This window comes from Wenzhouxiangella marina, from assembly GCF_001187785.1.
GTDB lineage: Bacteria > Pseudomonadota > Gammaproteobacteria > Xanthomonadales > Wenzhouxiangellaceae > Wenzhouxiangella > Wenzhouxiangella marina.
On sequence record NZ_CP012154.1, the window covers coordinates 3046871 to 3062447 of the forward strand.

General features: G+C 61.1%; 15 protein-coding genes. 8 read left to right on the forward strand and 7 right to left on the reverse strand.

Features of this window, described 5'->3' with window-relative positions:
- The first annotated feature begins 70 nt into the window (after positions 1-70).
- Positions 71-844, forward strand: a complete 774-nt coding sequence (locus WM2015_RS12945; protein WP_156201183.1) for a sulfite exporter TauE/SafE family protein — start codon at positions 71-73, stop codon at positions 842-844.
- On the opposite strand, the gene WM2015_RS12950 is transcribed toward WM2015_RS12945, so the two are convergent.
- From WM2015_RS12950 to WM2015_RS12960, 3 genes are read right to left on the reverse strand one after another with little or no spacing between them, the layout of a single operon-like run.
- A complete protein-coding gene (locus tag WM2015_RS12950) occupies positions 821-1603 on the reverse strand; it encodes an endonuclease/exonuclease/phosphatase family protein (RefSeq protein WP_049726441.1) in 783 nt (260 codons plus the stop codon). The genes WM2015_RS12945 and WM2015_RS12950 overlap by 24 nt on opposite strands.
- Before the next feature lie 32 nt (positions 1604-1635).
- Entirely contained in the window at positions 1636-2334 is a 699-nt protein-coding gene (locus WM2015_RS12955) for a thiol:disulfide interchange protein DsbA/DsbL (protein WP_082169738.1), read from the reverse strand.
- Between the two features lie 55 nt (positions 2335-2389).
- Positions 2390-3025 (reverse strand): c-type cytochrome, encoded by a 636-nt coding sequence (locus WM2015_RS12960; protein ID WP_169751180.1) that lies wholly within the window; start codon positions 3023-3025, stop codon positions 2390-2392.
- A 76-nt stretch (positions 3026-3101) separates the two neighbouring features.
- On the opposite strand from WM2015_RS12960, the gene yihA reads away from it, so the two are divergent.
- The gene (gene yihA / locus WM2015_RS12965; RefSeq protein ID WP_245609771.1) at positions 3102-3716 is read left to right on the forward strand and encodes a ribosome biogenesis GTP-binding protein YihA/YsxC; all 615 of its coding nucleotides are present in this window, start codon (positions 3102-3104) and stop codon (positions 3714-3716) included.
- A 25-nt stretch (positions 3717-3741) separates the two neighbouring features.
- Here the strand turns inward: yihA and WM2015_RS12970 are convergent, their stop codons facing one another.
- Positions 3742-4140 carry a PilZ domain-containing protein gene (locus tag WM2015_RS12970; protein ID WP_049726444.1) on the reverse strand — a complete coding sequence of 133 codons (399 nt, stop codon included), beginning with the start codon at positions 4138-4140 and terminating at the stop codon, positions 3742-3744.
- Between the two features lie 108 nt (positions 4141-4248).
- Here WM2015_RS12970 and dusB point away from each other — a divergent pair, with 108 nt between their 5' ends.
- Complete coding sequence (dusB, locus tag WM2015_RS12975) at positions 4249-5259, forward strand: tRNA dihydrouridine synthase DusB (protein ID WP_049726445.1); 1011 nt, start codon at positions 4249-4251, stop codon at positions 5257-5259.
- Between the two features lie 177 nt (positions 5260-5436).
- On the opposite strand, the gene WM2015_RS12980 is transcribed toward dusB, so the two are convergent.
- The 3 genes from WM2015_RS12980 to WM2015_RS12990 form a co-directional block, all read right to left on the reverse strand.
- The gene (locus tag WM2015_RS12980) at positions 5437-5862 is read right to left on the reverse strand and encodes a tetratricopeptide repeat protein (RefSeq protein WP_156201186.1); all 426 of its coding nucleotides are present in this window, start codon (positions 5860-5862) and stop codon (positions 5437-5439) included.
- Between the two features lie 271 nt (positions 5863-6133).
- Complete coding sequence (locus WM2015_RS12985) at positions 6134-6946, reverse strand: calcium-binding protein (RefSeq protein ID WP_169751181.1); 813 nt, start codon at positions 6944-6946, stop codon at positions 6134-6136.
- A gap of 182 nt (positions 6947-7128) precedes the next feature.
- Positions 7129-8775, reverse strand: coding sequence for a Fic family protein (locus tag WM2015_RS12990; protein ID WP_049726448.1), 1647 nt, complete (start codon positions 8773-8775; stop codon positions 7129-7131).
- Positions 8776-9494: 719 nt separating this feature from the next.
- Here WM2015_RS12990 and WM2015_RS12995 point away from each other — a divergent pair.
- From WM2015_RS12995 to WM2015_RS15930, 5 genes are all read left to right on the forward strand, one after another.
- Positions 9495-10847: a tyrosine-type recombinase/integrase gene (locus WM2015_RS12995; protein ID WP_156201187.1), complete on the forward strand. Its 1353-nt coding sequence runs from the start codon at positions 9495-9497 to the stop codon at positions 10845-10847.
- Positions 10848-11439: 592 nt separating this feature from the next.
- Complete coding sequence (locus tag WM2015_RS15670) at positions 11440-11667, forward strand: helix-turn-helix transcriptional regulator (RefSeq protein WP_082169740.1); 228 nt, start codon at positions 11440-11442, stop codon at positions 11665-11667.
- Positions 11668-12032: 365 nt separating this feature from the next.
- Positions 12033-12605, forward strand: a complete 573-nt coding sequence (locus WM2015_RS16080) for a toprim domain-containing protein (protein WP_169751182.1) — start codon at positions 12033-12035, stop codon at positions 12603-12605.
- Positions 12602-14119: a YfjI family protein gene (locus WM2015_RS13005; protein ID WP_082169741.1), complete on the forward strand. Its 1518-nt coding sequence runs from the start codon at positions 12602-12604 to the stop codon at positions 14117-14119. The genes WM2015_RS16080 and WM2015_RS13005 overlap by 4 nt, the downstream gene beginning before the upstream one ends.
- A gap of 664 nt (positions 14120-14783) precedes the next feature.
- A complete protein-coding gene (locus WM2015_RS15930) occupies positions 14784-15473 on the forward strand; it encodes a hypothetical protein (protein WP_156201188.1) in 690 nt (229 codons plus the stop codon).
- Positions 15474-15577 lie beyond the last annotated feature (104 nt).

The following is a 15577-nucleotide window of genomic DNA, read 5'->3' on the forward strand; positions in this document are numbered from 1 at the left end:
GCAATACTCCAACAGGCCCGTTCATGATGCGCCGGGATTCGAATTCGAACAAGTGATCGAGCTGCTCCTCATGCTTCTGATCGTCGGCGCCGTGGCCGGCGTCCTCGCCGGCCTGCTCGGCATCGGCGGCGGTCTGGTCATCGTGCCGGCCCTGGTCGTGCTGCTCGGCCGCTATAGCCTGCCCGCCGACGCGCTGATGGCCGTCGCCGTGGCCAGCGCCCTGGCCTCCATGTTGCTGACCTCGGCCAGTGCCATCGGGTTCCATCTACGTCGCCGGGCCATCGACCCGCAGGTCATCGCTCGCCTCGCACCGGCCGTCACCCTGGGCGCCCTGGGCGGCGCCTGGCTGGCCACCTGGCTGGATGGCGTGGTCCTGAGTCGGGTCTTTGCGGTGGTCGCCGCACTGATCGGACTTCGCATGCTCCTCGCCCGCCCCCGCTCGGCCCCGGACCGCGAGCCGGCGCCACGGGCCTGGTGGCTGGCCGGCCCGCTGATCGGTGCCGTCTCGGCGATGATCGGGATCGGCGGCGGCAGCTTCAACGTGCCCTACCTGATCTACAACGGCTATTCGACGGTACGCGCCGTAGCCATGGCGTCGACCTGCGGCTGGCTGATCGGCCTCGGCGGCACGATCACCTTTCTGATCACCGCGCCCCCGGCCGGCGACACGCCCTGGCTGATCGGTTACGTGCACTGGCCGGCGGCCCTGCTGATCGGCCTCGGCGGCGCGGCCTCTGCACCGCTCGGTGTCGCCCTGGCCCATCGCCTGCCGGCCCGGCGCCTGGCCCGGATCTTCGGGATCGTGCTGATCCTGGTCGCGCTACGGATGGGTCTGGTCGGGTAGCGGAATCTTCAGATCCAGGTTCAGACTCATGGCCAGCGGCCGATGATCGGAGAAGGTCACCGGCAGGGCCTGGAGATCGGCGATGTCCATGTCCGGCGACACCAGGATGTGGTCGATGGCGCGCTTCGGCTCCCAGGACGGAAAGGTCCGGATGTCCCGATCCGGAATGATCAGACCGGCGCGATCGCAGAACTGGGAGAGCTCGCGCGACCCGGGACCGGTGTTCAGATCCCCCATCACCACCACGTGCGGGTAGTCGCGAATCAGTCCGGCCACGTAGTCGAGCTGCTGGGAGCGGGCGCGCCGGCCCAGGGCCAGATGCAGCACCACCAGCCAGAGGGCAGCCGGGCCTTCGCCGAAACGCGCGACCATCGCCCCGCGCCCCGGGATGGCCCCGGGCAGCTTGTGTTCTTCGACTTCGCTGGGGGGAATGCGGCTGAGCAGCCCGTTGCCGGCGTGCGCCAGCACACCGACCTTGCGATTGCCCTGATGATGCCAATGGGGAAATCCAGCGTGGGTCGCCAGGTACTTGGCCTGGTTGAGAAAGCCGGAACGAAGGCTGCCGCAGTCGACTTCCTGCAGGGCCACGATGTCGTAGTCGGCCACCAGTTCGGCAATCGAGTCGAGATTGGCGATGCGCTGGTTGTTCGGGAGTACCTGACGCCAGCTCTTGGTCAGGTACTCCCGATAGTTCGCGGTGGTGGTGCCGGCCTGGATGTTGTAGCTCAGCAGCCTGAGCTGGCGTCGGCCGGTAGTCACGCGAGGGTCGAGCTTGCGATGCGGCGAGCGCCTCAGTGGGTGTCGGGCTCGGCCGTCTCGGCCGCTTCCTCGACGTCGGCATCGCTGTCGCTGCCGTCCAGACCCAGCTCGGCGGCTTCGCGGGCGATCAGGAAATCGATCGCCCCCAGCAACTGCTCGTAGGAGGTGTAACCGCTGCCCGGCGTGATCCGCCACTTGCCCTGGACGATGATCGTGGGCGTGGAACGGACGCCGAAGCGGGTCAGGTCGGAGCGATTCTTGCGCATGGCCGAGTCGACGGCGAAGGTGCCCGCCGTGGCGACGAAGGACTCGACGGTGACGTCGGAGTTCTCCGCATAGATCTCGGCCAGGTCCTCGAGGGAGCGGATCGGGCGACGCTGGTCGTGGATCGCCTCGAACACCGCACCATGAACGTCATGCAGGTCCACGCCCATGATCTGGGCGGTGTAGAAACCCAGCGCAAACAACTCCCAGCCCTGCTGGAGCGGCACCGGCAGACGCTGCACATCGACATAGTCCGGCAGGGTCTCTTCCCAGGCCTTCATGTAGGGCTCGAAATTGTTGCAGGCACCGCAGGGATAGGCAAATGCCTCGATCACTTCGACGCGATCTTCGATCGGCACGGACGGACCGTCGATGCGATGGTAATGGGTGCCTTCGATGAAGGGCTGGGCCTGAGCCGCGCCGGCCAGCAGTGCGGCCAGGCATCCGATGATGAGCATTCTGGACATGAATCAGTTCCGTCGCTTGAGTGAGTGTCGTTCTAGAAGACCCGGATCCGGACGATCAGTTCCCTGCTGCATCCTGCCAACGCGCCATGTGCAGCCCTTCGATGTAGGAGCTGACGGCATTGATTTCCTCGTCGGTCAGGTTCGTGGCCACGCCGACCATGATCCGGCTGTAGGGGTCGTTCTCACCATTGGTCTCGCCATCGCGATAGCGGGTCAGGCGACTGGCCGTGTAATCGGCGTGCTGGGCCTGAACCACCGGGTAGTTGGCACCGAGGACGCCGGAGCCCGCCGGGCCGTGGCAGGCTGCGCAGGCCGGCACGCCGCTATCGGCGTTGCCGCCGTGGTAGATCTGACGACCCAGCTCGACCAGGGCCTCGTCGGCCACGCCCGGCATCAGGGTCTGGCTGGCGAAATAGGCCGCGATGTCGGCAATGTCCTGATCCGACAGGTTCATGACCATCGGGTACATCTCGGGAACGTTGCGCTGCTGATCGCGCACCATGCGCGTCTGGCGGGCAATGTAGTCCTCGTGCTGGCCGGCAATCTTGGGCCAGGCCGAAACGGCACTATTGCCGTCCATGCCGTGGCAGGCGGCGCAGACCCCGGACTTGGCTTCACCGGCGGCAGGATCGCCCGCGGCCGAAACGGCGACCGGCAGGAAGACGAGGAGCATCAGCATGAATCGGACCATGATCGGTTGGAACTCCGTGTTACGCATACAAACTGGACCTGATATTATCGCCGGAAGTCGTCGAGCGTGCCAGCCCGTGAGTGATATTCGACCCCTGCTTCACCGCGCAGTCTATCTGGACAGCGTGCACGAACTGGCACAGCTGCCCCCCGATCAAGGCATCGAAGTGGCCATCGCCGGCCGCTCCAACGCGGGCAAGTCCAGCCTGCTCAACCGTCTTTGCCGCCAGAACCACCTAGCGCGTACCAGTCGCACGCCGGGCCGCACGCGCCAGCTGGTGTTCTTCAGGCTCGATGAGTCCCGCCACCTCGTCGACCTGCCCGGCTATGGCTACGCCAAGGTCGGCGGCGCCCTGAAGAAGCACTGGCACGGCCTGATCCAGAGCTACCTCGACCGGCGCCAGTCCCTGATCGGCCTGGTGGTGCTGATGGACATCCGCCATCCCCTCAAGCCCCAGGACATCGAGCTGATCGAATGGGCCGGCGCTCGCGGCCTGGCCCTGCATCTGGTGCTGACCAAGGCCGACAAGCTCGGTCGCGGCAAGCAGAAGGAAGCGCTGATCAAGGTCCGCAACCGCGTCGACGAGCGGGTCGGCGTGCAGGTCTTCTCCGCGACCAGCGGCCAGGGCCTGGAGACCCTCGAGGCCTGCATGGCCAACTGGTTCGGCGTCGATCAGGACCAGGCCGGCTAGTGGTCCACCAGACCCCCTGCCGGACTCAGGCCTCGGCCACCAGCCCAGGCCAGTAATCGAGCTGGGTCAGCTCGCGATCGAGCAGGCTTGCATCCCCGAGATTCGCCTCGACCAGGCCTTTCAGCTGCTCGAAGCTGGAGGCCGGCATGCCGGTGAAGTGACAGGCCAGCAGATCCGCGTGAACCCGCACGGCACGGACCGTGCCCTTCAGATCGATCTCCTGACCGTCCTGCTCGCCGGTCAGGCGCAGCGACAGCTCCCCATCGAAGCTCAGGCCCAGGCCCGGCTCCACGTGCAGCTTGAGCAGCACGCCGTTGATGGACAGATCCAGCAGATCGCAGTCGATCGGCTGGCCGGACACGCCAAGACGGCAGCTGGCATTGAACGGAAAACGGTGAAAACGGCGGCGCTCGGACTCGCTCATGCGCTCGATTCTCCCAGTCGTACTCTGAAGCGGCCCCTTGCTTGCCCCCATCATAGCCGCCGGAGCGCCGATGGAACAGGCCCGAACGCTGGGATACACTTCGCCCCCATGCGCATCGGCCCCTACACGATCGAACCGAATCTCGGCCTGGCGCCCATGGCGGGCGTCACGGACAAGCCGTTCCGATTGCTGTGCAAACGCCTGGGCGCCGGCCTCGCCACGACGGAAATGACCACCTCCGACCCGAGCCTCTGGCACACGAAAAAATCCCGAAGCCGCATGGACCACGCGGGCGAGCCCGAGCCGATCAGCGTCCAGATCGCCGGCACCGTCCCCGAACGCATGGCCGAAGCCGCCGCCCACAACGTCGCCCTCGGCGCCGACCTGATCGACATCAACATGGGCTGCCCGGCGAAGAAGGTCTGCAAGGCCTGGGCCGGCTCCGCCCTGATGCAGGACGAGGCCCTGGTCGAGCGCATCCTCTTGGCCGTCGTCGCCGCCGTCGACGTGCCCGTCACCCTCAAGATCCGCACCGGCTGGGCCCCGGACCGGAAGAACGCCCCGACCATCGCGCGCATCGCCGAACAGACCGGCATCGCGGCGCTCGCCATCCACGGCCGCACCCGCGACCAGAAATACACGGGCCAGGCCGAGTACGACACGATCGCGAAGATCAAGCAGGACCTGAGCATCCCGATCCTCGCCAACGGCGACATCGACACGCCGGAAAAGGCGAAGGCCGTCCTGGAACACACCAAGGCCGATGGCCTGCTGATCGGCCGCGCGGCCCAGGGCAGACCCTGGATCTTCCGCGAAATCGCCCACTACCTCGCCACCGGCGAACAGCTGCCCGAACCAAGCCTCACCGAGGTCCGCGACATCCTCATCGAACACCTGGACGCCCTGCACCGCTTCTACGGCGAGACCGCCGGCGTGCGCATCGCCCGCAAGCACCTGGGCTGGTACGCCAAGGACCGCCCCGAGAACGCGAGCTTTCGGGCGGTGGTCAACAAGGCGGAATCGGCCAGCGAGCAGATCGATCTGACCTGGGGGTATTTCGAAGGCTTGATTCAATTGCAAGCTGAATCGGCGTCCAGACCCACCCTCTCTGCCGCCTGAATCCTGCCGAAGACGAACAACGCCTGGCAGGGTCCTCGACGCTGGCGCCTGTTTCTCTGGCACACACATCTCGGTCCTGACGAGTCGATCGATCGAAGCCAGGCGTCCAGCCTGCTGTTCAGAACCTGCTACGTCTCGAGCCCCGGTTCGACCACTCCATCCTTTGCGGGTCCTCGGTCAGTCAAACCCGGCGTTCGCCCGGGCCTGCTGGAGCAATCCTTGGTACTCCGCACGCTGCGATGAAGGCAGCGCGGAAGGATCGATCCGCTCGAGCATCTGGACCGCCTCGGCGGCCCGGCCATTCGCCAGATAGGCCTTGGCCAGGGCAAATTGGTAAACGACATTTCCGGCATCCAGCTCGTAGGCCCTTCTGAAATAAGAAAGCGCTTCAGCCCTGCTGCCCTGACTCGAAAGGGTCTGGGCCAGCATGAAGTGTCCCCCTGCAAAATCAGGCTGCGCGTTGACAACGGCACTGAATTCCGCCACGGCTCGAGCAAGATCCCCATTCCGAAACGCCGCCACGCCCTCATCCCATCCGGCCCGAGCTGGCCCGACAACCGCCATCAGCAAGAGCAGCAGCGCAATCGCACGAATCCTGGGCATGACAAATTCCCGGATGACAGGTCTACCAGTGTCGGCCGACACTGAGACCGGGTCAAGCCCGGACGAATTCAGCCAGCATATGCACACTTCAATCGAGAAGAATCAGCATGGAAAATGACGCCGACTGGAGTATTGCTGCGCGCGATGCGCGCAAGTCGAAACCCTTTTCCGTTGGCTTGCTGAGACCACCGGATCCACGGCAGACCATCAGGACCAGGATCGCTGCAAATTCGATTTCCGCAGGGCTCGACTTCGCGGCGCCAGAATCAGTTCACCTGCAAGTATCCGGATTGGCTTGGCAGAGCTGCTCGAAGGACAGCGTCTCCCCGTCAGAGAAGCGAAAGATGGAAACGACCTCGCCATCCGCACCATTCAGGACAAACAGGCGAGACTTCCTGGGCACTTCCGCATAGCCATACTGGATCTCGAGATCAGCGACCCCAGACTCGCGGATCATCACAACGTCCTCCACCCCCATGCCTCCAATGAAGATGACTTGATTGCCCTCGCCCGGCCCATCAATGACTTCAGTCCTTGATTGCGATTCGAACGGCAGATCGTCCTCGAATTGAAAAACATAAGTATCCGCCCCAGGACCGCCCTGCAAACGATCGCCACCACGATCACCCCGAATGAAGTCGTCCCCATCTCCGCCCTCGATATGGTCGTCTCCGTCGCCACCACGCATCGAGTCGATGCCATCTCCTCCAGCCAGAGAATCGTTGCCATCACCGCCTGCGAGCAAATCATCGCCGCTCCCTCCAAGCAAGCGATCATCTCCAGCGGCCCCGAACAATCGATCATTTCCTTCACCGCCTTCAAGAAGGTCATCACCAGGACCGCCATCCAGCATATCGTTCCCGGCACCGCCCGAGGCGGTATCCGCGCCGCCTTTCCCTATGAATACGTCATCACCCGCCAGAAGCTCTGCTTGATCGATACCCGGACCACCCTCGTACCAGTCATTGAACTCGGTGACTTCATTGCTGCCAGCAGGGCGGGTCTGCGCCATCGCGGCTACAGCAACAAGGGAAGACACCACGATCAAGACAAGCCCGCGGCTGACCATGATTCGATCATTCATCGAAATACTCCAAGCGGAATTCGTCAGTACCCATTGCAGGAATCCAACGCCGAGAGCGAGCATACCAGACTACCCCCAAGGCCTTCAGCGACGAAAAGTTCCGGGTCATTCAAACCCTTGCCAGAACGCCTACTCGGGCTGGAAAGAGGTGGTTCAATTCGGCGGCGAGGGCAGAATGCTTTTCAGCCTGCGGATCCACGGCCAAATGCTCTTGCGTAGAGCGATTCGATATACCGCACCTCGTCCTCCGTCAGCGCGCTGAATTCCTTGTCTCGGGCACGCTTGGAGAACGAACCATCGTTTTGCTGCAAGAATCTGAACAAGAGGTCGAGAGTTCGATCAGGCATATCAATATAAGCCTCCACCTTGCTGCGGAAGGCATCATATCTGCGCAGAAAATCCGCTTCCTGTGGGAGGTCTTCCTCGATCGTTTTCTGCACGCATTCGTACAGAAACTCTGCATGCAAGGTTGCGTCGAAGAATCGGTAGTAGTCACCTGTATCGTTCAGCACCTCAACATTGTTGCGCTCGGTCGGCTCCCATTCGATGAGCGGCAGAAGGCGTCTGGAGTAGCTTTCCAATACGTCGCGATAGTCGTCGATCCGTTCCAGGATGGCCGACGAAACCGGGAAGACCACGCCGGGCGGGTTGAACCCGCGCTCAGCGAGAACGTGGTGGATTAGATAGCGGTGAATTCGTCCGTTGCCATCATCAAACGGATGGATATACACAAAGCCGAAGGCCAGCGCGGCGGCAGCAATGACCGGATCCAACTGCTGCGCAGGCCCTCGATCGAAGTCGCTCATCCCCCGAATCAGGCCAAAGAGATCATCAGGGCGGGCGCTGATATGTTCCGGTAGCGGCACTTGAGTGACACGATCATGCTCGCCGACGAATCCACCCTCACCTCGTATTCCCATGCTCACGAACCGTGCGTCTCCGATCACGATGCGCTGCAGACGCTGAAGCTCATCAATATCGATAGGTCTCTGGCCGGCTTCGCCAGTCGCACGGCCCCAGCGCTGGATTCGGTCTTGGGGCGCGCTCTCGCCCTCAATGGCGTAGCTTGAGCGAGAGTCCTTAAGAAGCAGGAATGCAGCCGTGCGGGCGAGAATGTCGCGTGGCACATCGGCCATCACAGCGCGGGCCTTCTCTGCAAGATCCTGCGCCGTGAACGCCTCAAGCACCTCAGTACGAAACACAAGTGGGCAGAAGTTGGGCGTGCCCGGCATGTTGTTCTTCACGCGATATCTGGATTCGTTGCGCTCCTCGCCACCGAATTGGATATCGGGATCAACAGCCAGCACGTATCGACCATCGGACGCGTCTGGCAGATCCAGAGTCTCGCCAGTCAGCCATTCGTAGAGAAACCAGATCCTACGTGCGTAGACACCCGTAGGTGTTTCGCGAACCCATGCCTCCAGAGGCTCAGGACCCGTGGTGAGGAATAGTCGCTTCAGGACTGCGAGATCCAACCCTTCGTACTTAAGAGCAAATGTCAGGTGGCCTTCCAGGCTGACTTGCGGGGCATGGCGAGGTGTAAGAATTCGCCACCCATCCTGATCGAGGATTCGATGACGCTTGCCCGTCGCAAAAAGCTTTCTGGGCAGAGGCACTGCAAGGCCATAGGCATCAATCAGCGCAGCATAGCCGGCCGGCGTAGCAGCCTCAGGAAGCCGTTGCTCCTGAAAAGCCGTCACTGCATCTGAAAATCGAACTTTATGAGCCCCCGCCATGAAAAACGCACCTTTTCTCTGAAATCCAACCACTTTTATTTTCCAAACCTGAAAAACGATCCTATCATCTGAAAAACACTCCTCAAAGAACATTTTTCATGAAAAGTGGTTTTTCAGACCCCAATGTAGCTGCTAGTTGTTGGCAATATTTGAGAAGAAGTGCCCCTTGTGCCCCCAGAGTGGAGAATCGCCGCTTTTGGGCTAACCGATAAAGCCAGCAAATAATTGATTTTAGGGGATTTAAAATGGCGCCGGCTGGAGGATTGCTGCGCCCGCTTGGCGTGCTTGCCCTTCGGGCTGTCGCTGACGCTCCAGCGATTGCGCACAGAGCGCGCAAGTCGAACCCGATTATTCATTATCGGGGGTTCGAATCAGTGCAAGTAGGCGCCGAGTCGAAAACTGGCTGTTCGGCGGTCAATCGAAAATGGTGCCGGCTGGAGGATTGCTGCGGCCGCTACGCGGCCTTGCCCTTCGGGCTGTCGCTGACGCTCCAGCGATTACGCGCGATGCGCGCAAGTCGAACCCGATTGTTAATGGTCGGGGGTTCGAATCAGTGCAAGTAGCTCTAATCTCAGACGCTGCCATTGTCTTGGCAGACAGAAAAATGGTGCCGGCTGGAGGATTCGAACCCCCGACCCACTGATTACAAATCCTGCGTTTTCCGGACCAGTAACGCGCGAGGAAATACAACGCGAAACTCTAAAGCCCATGTTTTACTAAGGATATGAGGCAATAACGTCCAACAATATCCATTGACAGCTTGCGCGAAGTAGTCGCATAGTAGTCGCATTCTCCCGCAAGAAGACCCGCCGGTGACTACTTCGAAACGCAAGACCCGAACGCTGACAACCCGAACCGTCGATGCCCTGAAGCCCAGGCAAGCCGCGAGCGAGCCACTGGGCTATGGCGCTGGCGCGCTCGAAGCCCAGGGCCGGCAAGGCGGGGCCCGCTATTTCTTTCGCTATGGCAAGCCACAACGCCGGGTGGCGTTGCCTGACTACAACGGACAGGGCCACCCCCTGAGCCTGACCGAAGCGCGCACAAAAGCCCGCGCCTTATCTGCCCGCTTTCTGGAATTGCGAGCCGAGGGCCGCGATTTGCTTGAAACGCTGGAAGCCGAAAAACTGGCCGCCGAGAGGGCCCGGAAAGCCGAACGCCGCCAAGCCGAAGAATACGATGCGAATCCGATCACCTTCGGGGCGCTGATGGCCGCCTATATCGAATGGATGGAACAGGGCGGCAAGGTGAGCGCCTACGATGCTGGCAATACGATTGGAAACCATATCGAGCACCACGCAGAACAATGGAACAAGCCCGCGAAAGAGCTGACCCTTGATGATGTGCTGGCGATCCTGGAACCCCTGACCACCGCCGGCAAATTGACCACTGCCCGAAAGGTACGCGCCTACATTCGCCGCGCCTACGCACTGGGCCTTCGGGCAAAGACAAGCGCGCAAGCCAGTGCATTTCGCCGCTTCCAGATCAGCCACAACCCGGCCGCCGATACCGCCCCCATAGAAGGTGCAAATAATTCCCGGGATGTTGCGCTGAGCCTGTCGGAACTACGAGCCGTCTGGAAACGCGCAAACCGCCCCGATGAACCCGCCGGGCCGCTAGTGCGAACTTATCTGCTATTGGGCGGACAGCGCTTCGAGCAGTTGCGCCGAGCAACGGTGGCCGATGTTGCCGACGAACGGTTAACCCTGTGGGACCCGAAAGGCAAGCGAACGCAACCGCGCCGCCATGTGGTGCCAATCCTGCCCGAAGCTCAGGCCGCGATTGATGAAATGCGGGGGGCGAAGCTGGGGCCGTTCCTGGTGACACTGACGCAAGGGGAAAGCGGGGCCGATAGAAGCAAAGTCGGAAAGCAGGTCAAGGCGATGGCGCGCCGTATGGTAGAGGCTGGCGAGATAACCAAGCCGTTTACACTCGGGGCTTTGCGCTCAACCGTCGAAACCCAGTTAGCGGCTGCCGGTGTGCAATCCGACACGCTTGCACAACTACAAAGCCATGGGTTATCCGGGGTGCAGTGGCGTCACTATAACCGTCACGACTATTTTGCCGAAAAGCTGGCCGCACTCGAAAAACTGCGAGACTTGATGACACAAGCGCCGGCGAAGGTGTCGAGCCTCGACGAAGCGCGAAAAGCGGATAGGCGCGCCTGAACTTCAAACATTCAACAACACAGCGTGCTCAATGAAGATGCTCAGAACAACAGAGCACCCTACCCCATAGGTTCTTCCGGCGAGCCCCGAACAGCGGGTATCTGGGAGCGCGCCCACCGCCTATTTATGACTCAAAAGCTGACGGCCGGTTGTTGTTGCGGCCATCCCCTACTCACTACCCGACTGACACGAGACCCTAGCTTGGTCGGGACCGAACGGCATCACACAATATATGGCGCTATACTGCGGTCACCGGCACAAGATATTGTGATCCCCGTCATGCCGCTACTGGATAAAGGAACAGGCAGCGGGTATCCTAAGCCGGCTTGCGGTAATCCCGCAAAAAGCGAAGCCCCGGACGTTGCAGCGCCCGAGGCTTCAGAAATGCAGCTTGAGAGTCGCTGCGGTCTTGCACAAAAGCCGGGCAGAAGCCCGGCAGGTAAAAAGGAATCGGTTTGAATAGCGCAATAACATTCGCTATTACGGTTGACACGGTAAACCTTGGTTTACTCCCCTGTCAAGCTCCGCTTTACCTTCCGCCCCGACTTTCTCGCTGCTCTACGTCACTCTCAAAAAGAGGAAACAAAGAGCAATGCAAAGTCCAAAATCACTCCCGACCACCGGATTTCTTCGACTCCCACAAATCATTGGGGAACCCGCCGGCACCGGCTTGGTACCAGTCTCTCGGGCCACTTGGTATAGCTGGATCAAGCAGGGCCACGCTCCCGCCCCCTTAAAGATTGGCCCACGCGCCGCCGCTTGGAAGGCTGAAGAAATTCACGCCTTCATCAAGCGCCTGCATGAAAGCGCGGAGGCTTAATTATGATTTCAGGAAAGCAAAACCCCGCCGATCGGCGGGGTCAGGAGAGTTGTGCGCTTAGCTGGCCGGCTGGGCACTCAATCAATTATACCGCCTTCCGTGATGCCATAGTCGCCGCCGGGCTGGAGCCCCCCACCCATATCGAGTCGGGCCGGTGGATCCGATTTCCAGGCAGGGGTAAGGGCCGAGACAATCGCGCGGGCTGGTGCTGGCTAGCGCCTCACGAGCAGGCCGGGGCTTTCGGGTGCTGGGCTAGCGGGCTTTCAGAAACCTGGCACGCTGAGCGCCACCACTTCACGCTTGAGGAACGCTCCGCCTTCGGACGGCAAATCACCGAAGCGAAGAAACGGGCCGAACGCGAAAAGGTGCAAACCTGGAACAAAGCCGCCGCCCGCGCCCTCGACATCTGGCATCAGGCGCAACCGGCAAGCCCGGACAATGCCTACCTGAAGCGCAAAGCAGCAGCCCCGTACTGTGCCCGGCAATCAGGGCAGCGGCTGGTGCTGCCGATTGTCGGATGGGATGGGCAGTTATCAAGCCTTCAGTTTATCGGACCGGATGGCGAAAAGCGGATGCTTAAGGGGGGCCGCAAGCGGGGCCGATTCATTCCGGTGAATGGCACGCGCGGGGCCAGCCGGATCCTGATTGCGGAAGGATTCGCCACCGCCGCGACGCTGGCCGAAATCGAACCCGAAGCCCTGACGCTGGCCGCCCTTGATGCGGGCAACCTTGAGGCGGTGGCGGTGGAAGCGCGCAAGCGCTGCCCGGCCGCTGAAATCATCCTGGCCGCCGATGCTGACGCGGTGGGCACTGCAAAGGCGCGCGCCGCTGCAATTGCTTGTGCTGGCCTAGTGGCGGTGCCTGAGTTCCCGCCGGGTGCCAAAGGTTCCGACTGGAACGACTTAGCCGCCCTTCAACGGCAAGGGGGCACGCCATGAGCGCCGCTATTCAGCAAGCCCTAACCGATGCGCGCCCGGTGGACTGGCCTGAGGCTGAGCCGCTGCCCGATGGGCTACCCGATGTTCCGACAATTGATGAAGCCCTACTACCCGCAACCCTAAAGCCATGGGTGATGGATATTGCCGAGCGCGTTTCCTGCCCGCCGGATTTTCCGGCCGTCGGGGCAATGGTGTCGCTAGCTGCGGTGGTGGGCCGGCAAATCGCAATAAGGCCACAGCGCCAGGATGACTGGACGGTAGTTCCGAATCTATGGGGCGCGATTGTGGGCCGGCCGGGGCTGCTGAAAACGCCAGCGCTGGCCGAAATGCTCAAACCCCTTTACAGGCTGGAAGTTGAAGCGCGCGAACAATTCGAACAGGCGGTGAAAGAACACGAAGCGGATAAGATGGTATCTGCACAAGCCCGCAAACACGCCGAAGCCGAGGTAAAAAAAGCCGTGCGGGCCGGCAACCGCGCTCGGGCTGGTGAACTGGCTCTGAGCGCTTTGCAGGATGAACAGGAACCGCCCACACGCCGTCGATACGTCACTCAGGATGCAACGCCCGAAATGTTGGGCGCACTGCTGGCGAGCAACCCGCGCGGGCTGCTGGTATTCCGCGATGAGTTAACGGGCTGGTTTGCGAATCTGGAGCGGGAAGGAAACGAATCCGCACGCGCGTTCTATCTCGAAGCCTGGAACGGAACTGGCCGCTTTACCTTCGACAGAATAGGCCGGGGCACGGTGGATATTGAAAGCGCCACTGTGTCGGTTCTAGGCGGTATCCAGCCTGGCCCGCTTGCCGCTTATGTCCGGCAAACCATGGGCAACACGAAAGGCGATGACGGGCTGTTACAGCGCCTTCAGGTTGTGAGCTGGCCCGACGCCCCGAAGGACTGGCGAAACGTCGATAGATGGCCCGACAGTGACGCCCGCAACGAAGCCCATACCCTGTGGCAACGCTTAGACGAAATCAGGCCCGAACAAATCGGGGCGGACACTGACGCCCGCTTACCTTTTCTTCGGTTTGATGACGAAGCCCAGGACGCCTGGTGCGAATGGCGCGAGCGCCTAGAAACCCGACTAAGGGCCGGCAATGAAGCGCCCGCCTTCGAATCCGCGCTAAGCAAGCAACGCTCACTGGTGCCGAGTATTGCCCTATTGATTCACTTAGCCGACAACCCCGAAGGCGGGCCTGTCACGCTACGGGCTGCGCTTCAGGCGATGGCATGGGCCGAGTACCTGGAAGACCACGCCCGGCGACTGTATGCGCCCGCGCTGTTTCCTGAAGCCCAGGCCGCCAAAGCGCTAGGGGCGCGAATCCAGGCCGGCGAATTGCCCGCAACCTTCAGCGCCCGGGACGTATACCGCAAAGGATGGACGGGGCTTGATAGGGCGGCCGTTGATATGGCGCTGCCCTACCTGATCGAATCGGGCTGGCTGCAGTGCAGGGACGTTGAAACCGGGGGCCGCCCGAGTCTGGCTTATGACATTAACCCGGGCTGCCGGCGATGAGTTACGCGGAAGCCCTGGAACGGCTGAAAAAACTTCCAGAAACCCCGCCCCGGGTACTGCCAAAACCGACAAATACCCCTTTTGGCAGTTTTGGCAGTAGGCGGGTGGGCCATTCTGAAAAAATCACGCCGGGCAAATCCGCCCGGCTGCCCACGCCCGAGCCTGCCCCGAAACGCGCCCGAATGGAAAACCCGATATCCGCCCCGGTGCTGACCCTGGTGCGTTGCGGGCAGTGCCAGCACTTCGAGCCAAACCCAAACAGCCCCGCGCAAGGGCTGGGGCGTTGCAGAGTCGGCGCGGAAGGTGAATCGCCGCCATGGCCAAATGCACTCCGCCTCTGCCATGCCTGGAACTCCTCAGAAGCCGCGCTGCTGGAATTCTGCCAGGACGCAACCTCAGGCACTCATGTGGAACCAAAGGCGCTTGCTGATTGGCTAAGGCGGCAAGATGACCCGGGATGGATGCACCCTCCAGCTATTGAGCACTGGGTTAAGCTGATCGCTGCTCGAGGACTCCCCAACAGGTGAGAGAACCTGAGCTCCGGCACAGGGGCCGCTTCCTAAAGGGGGCGTCCCTTGGTTAAGCCGGAACTGAACCCCCACTGTTAGACAGAGCTATCCTGAGCACATAAACTCCGCTACTGGCGTTGCAGTGGAGATTCAAAGTGCCTAAGTTTTCATTCCCTCTTGTCATTCTGCTTTTTATCCCGAGCCCTTCGATTGCTCAACAAGCCTGGGAAGCCCTCTGGGATGGGTCGACAATTAGCGTAGACACCGCACATGAGTATCATCCAAGCGAAATGCGGCTCAGTAATGGCGCCACGATTCGCGGCTCAAAGTGGTCTGAATTTCTCGAAGATTTCGTTTTGTCATTGCCCGAACAACAACGAGACCCAGTAATCGATGGGCTTAGTCGACACTGGGTCGAATTCGACCGGATGGACCGCGTAATCCGCTTTGAGCCAATTCGGCTCATGTCTGGGCCGTACTCGCGCAAGTCGCATATCGCTGCGGTTGGGCAGATAACGGAAAATCGAGTCACAGGGGCGCTGAGAATCCGCTACTACGGCCGGAACTGGATATTCGCCAATCGGGTCGACATCAGAGTAGATGATTGGACCACTTCCATAACGCCGAATTTCCGACGCAACAATGCTGCCGGGTATGTTTGGGAAACCGTCAATTTTCCGCTCTCGCTGCCAGAAACTCGTGAACTGATAACCCGGATCACCAATGGAGAAGAAGCTTTAATCAGATTCCGTGGCGAGCGAGGCTACTCTGACCTCGAGGTAACAGCGGCTATGAAAGTGGACCTGGCTGCGATCCTAACGATGATCGAAACACTCGAAAATTGACGGATGAATGAAGGGAAAGCCTATCCGCATCCCAATTACTCCCCGCTGCGGCTCAATTTTTGACACATCTACGCGCGCGGGGAATCCTTCAATAACTTGAATCC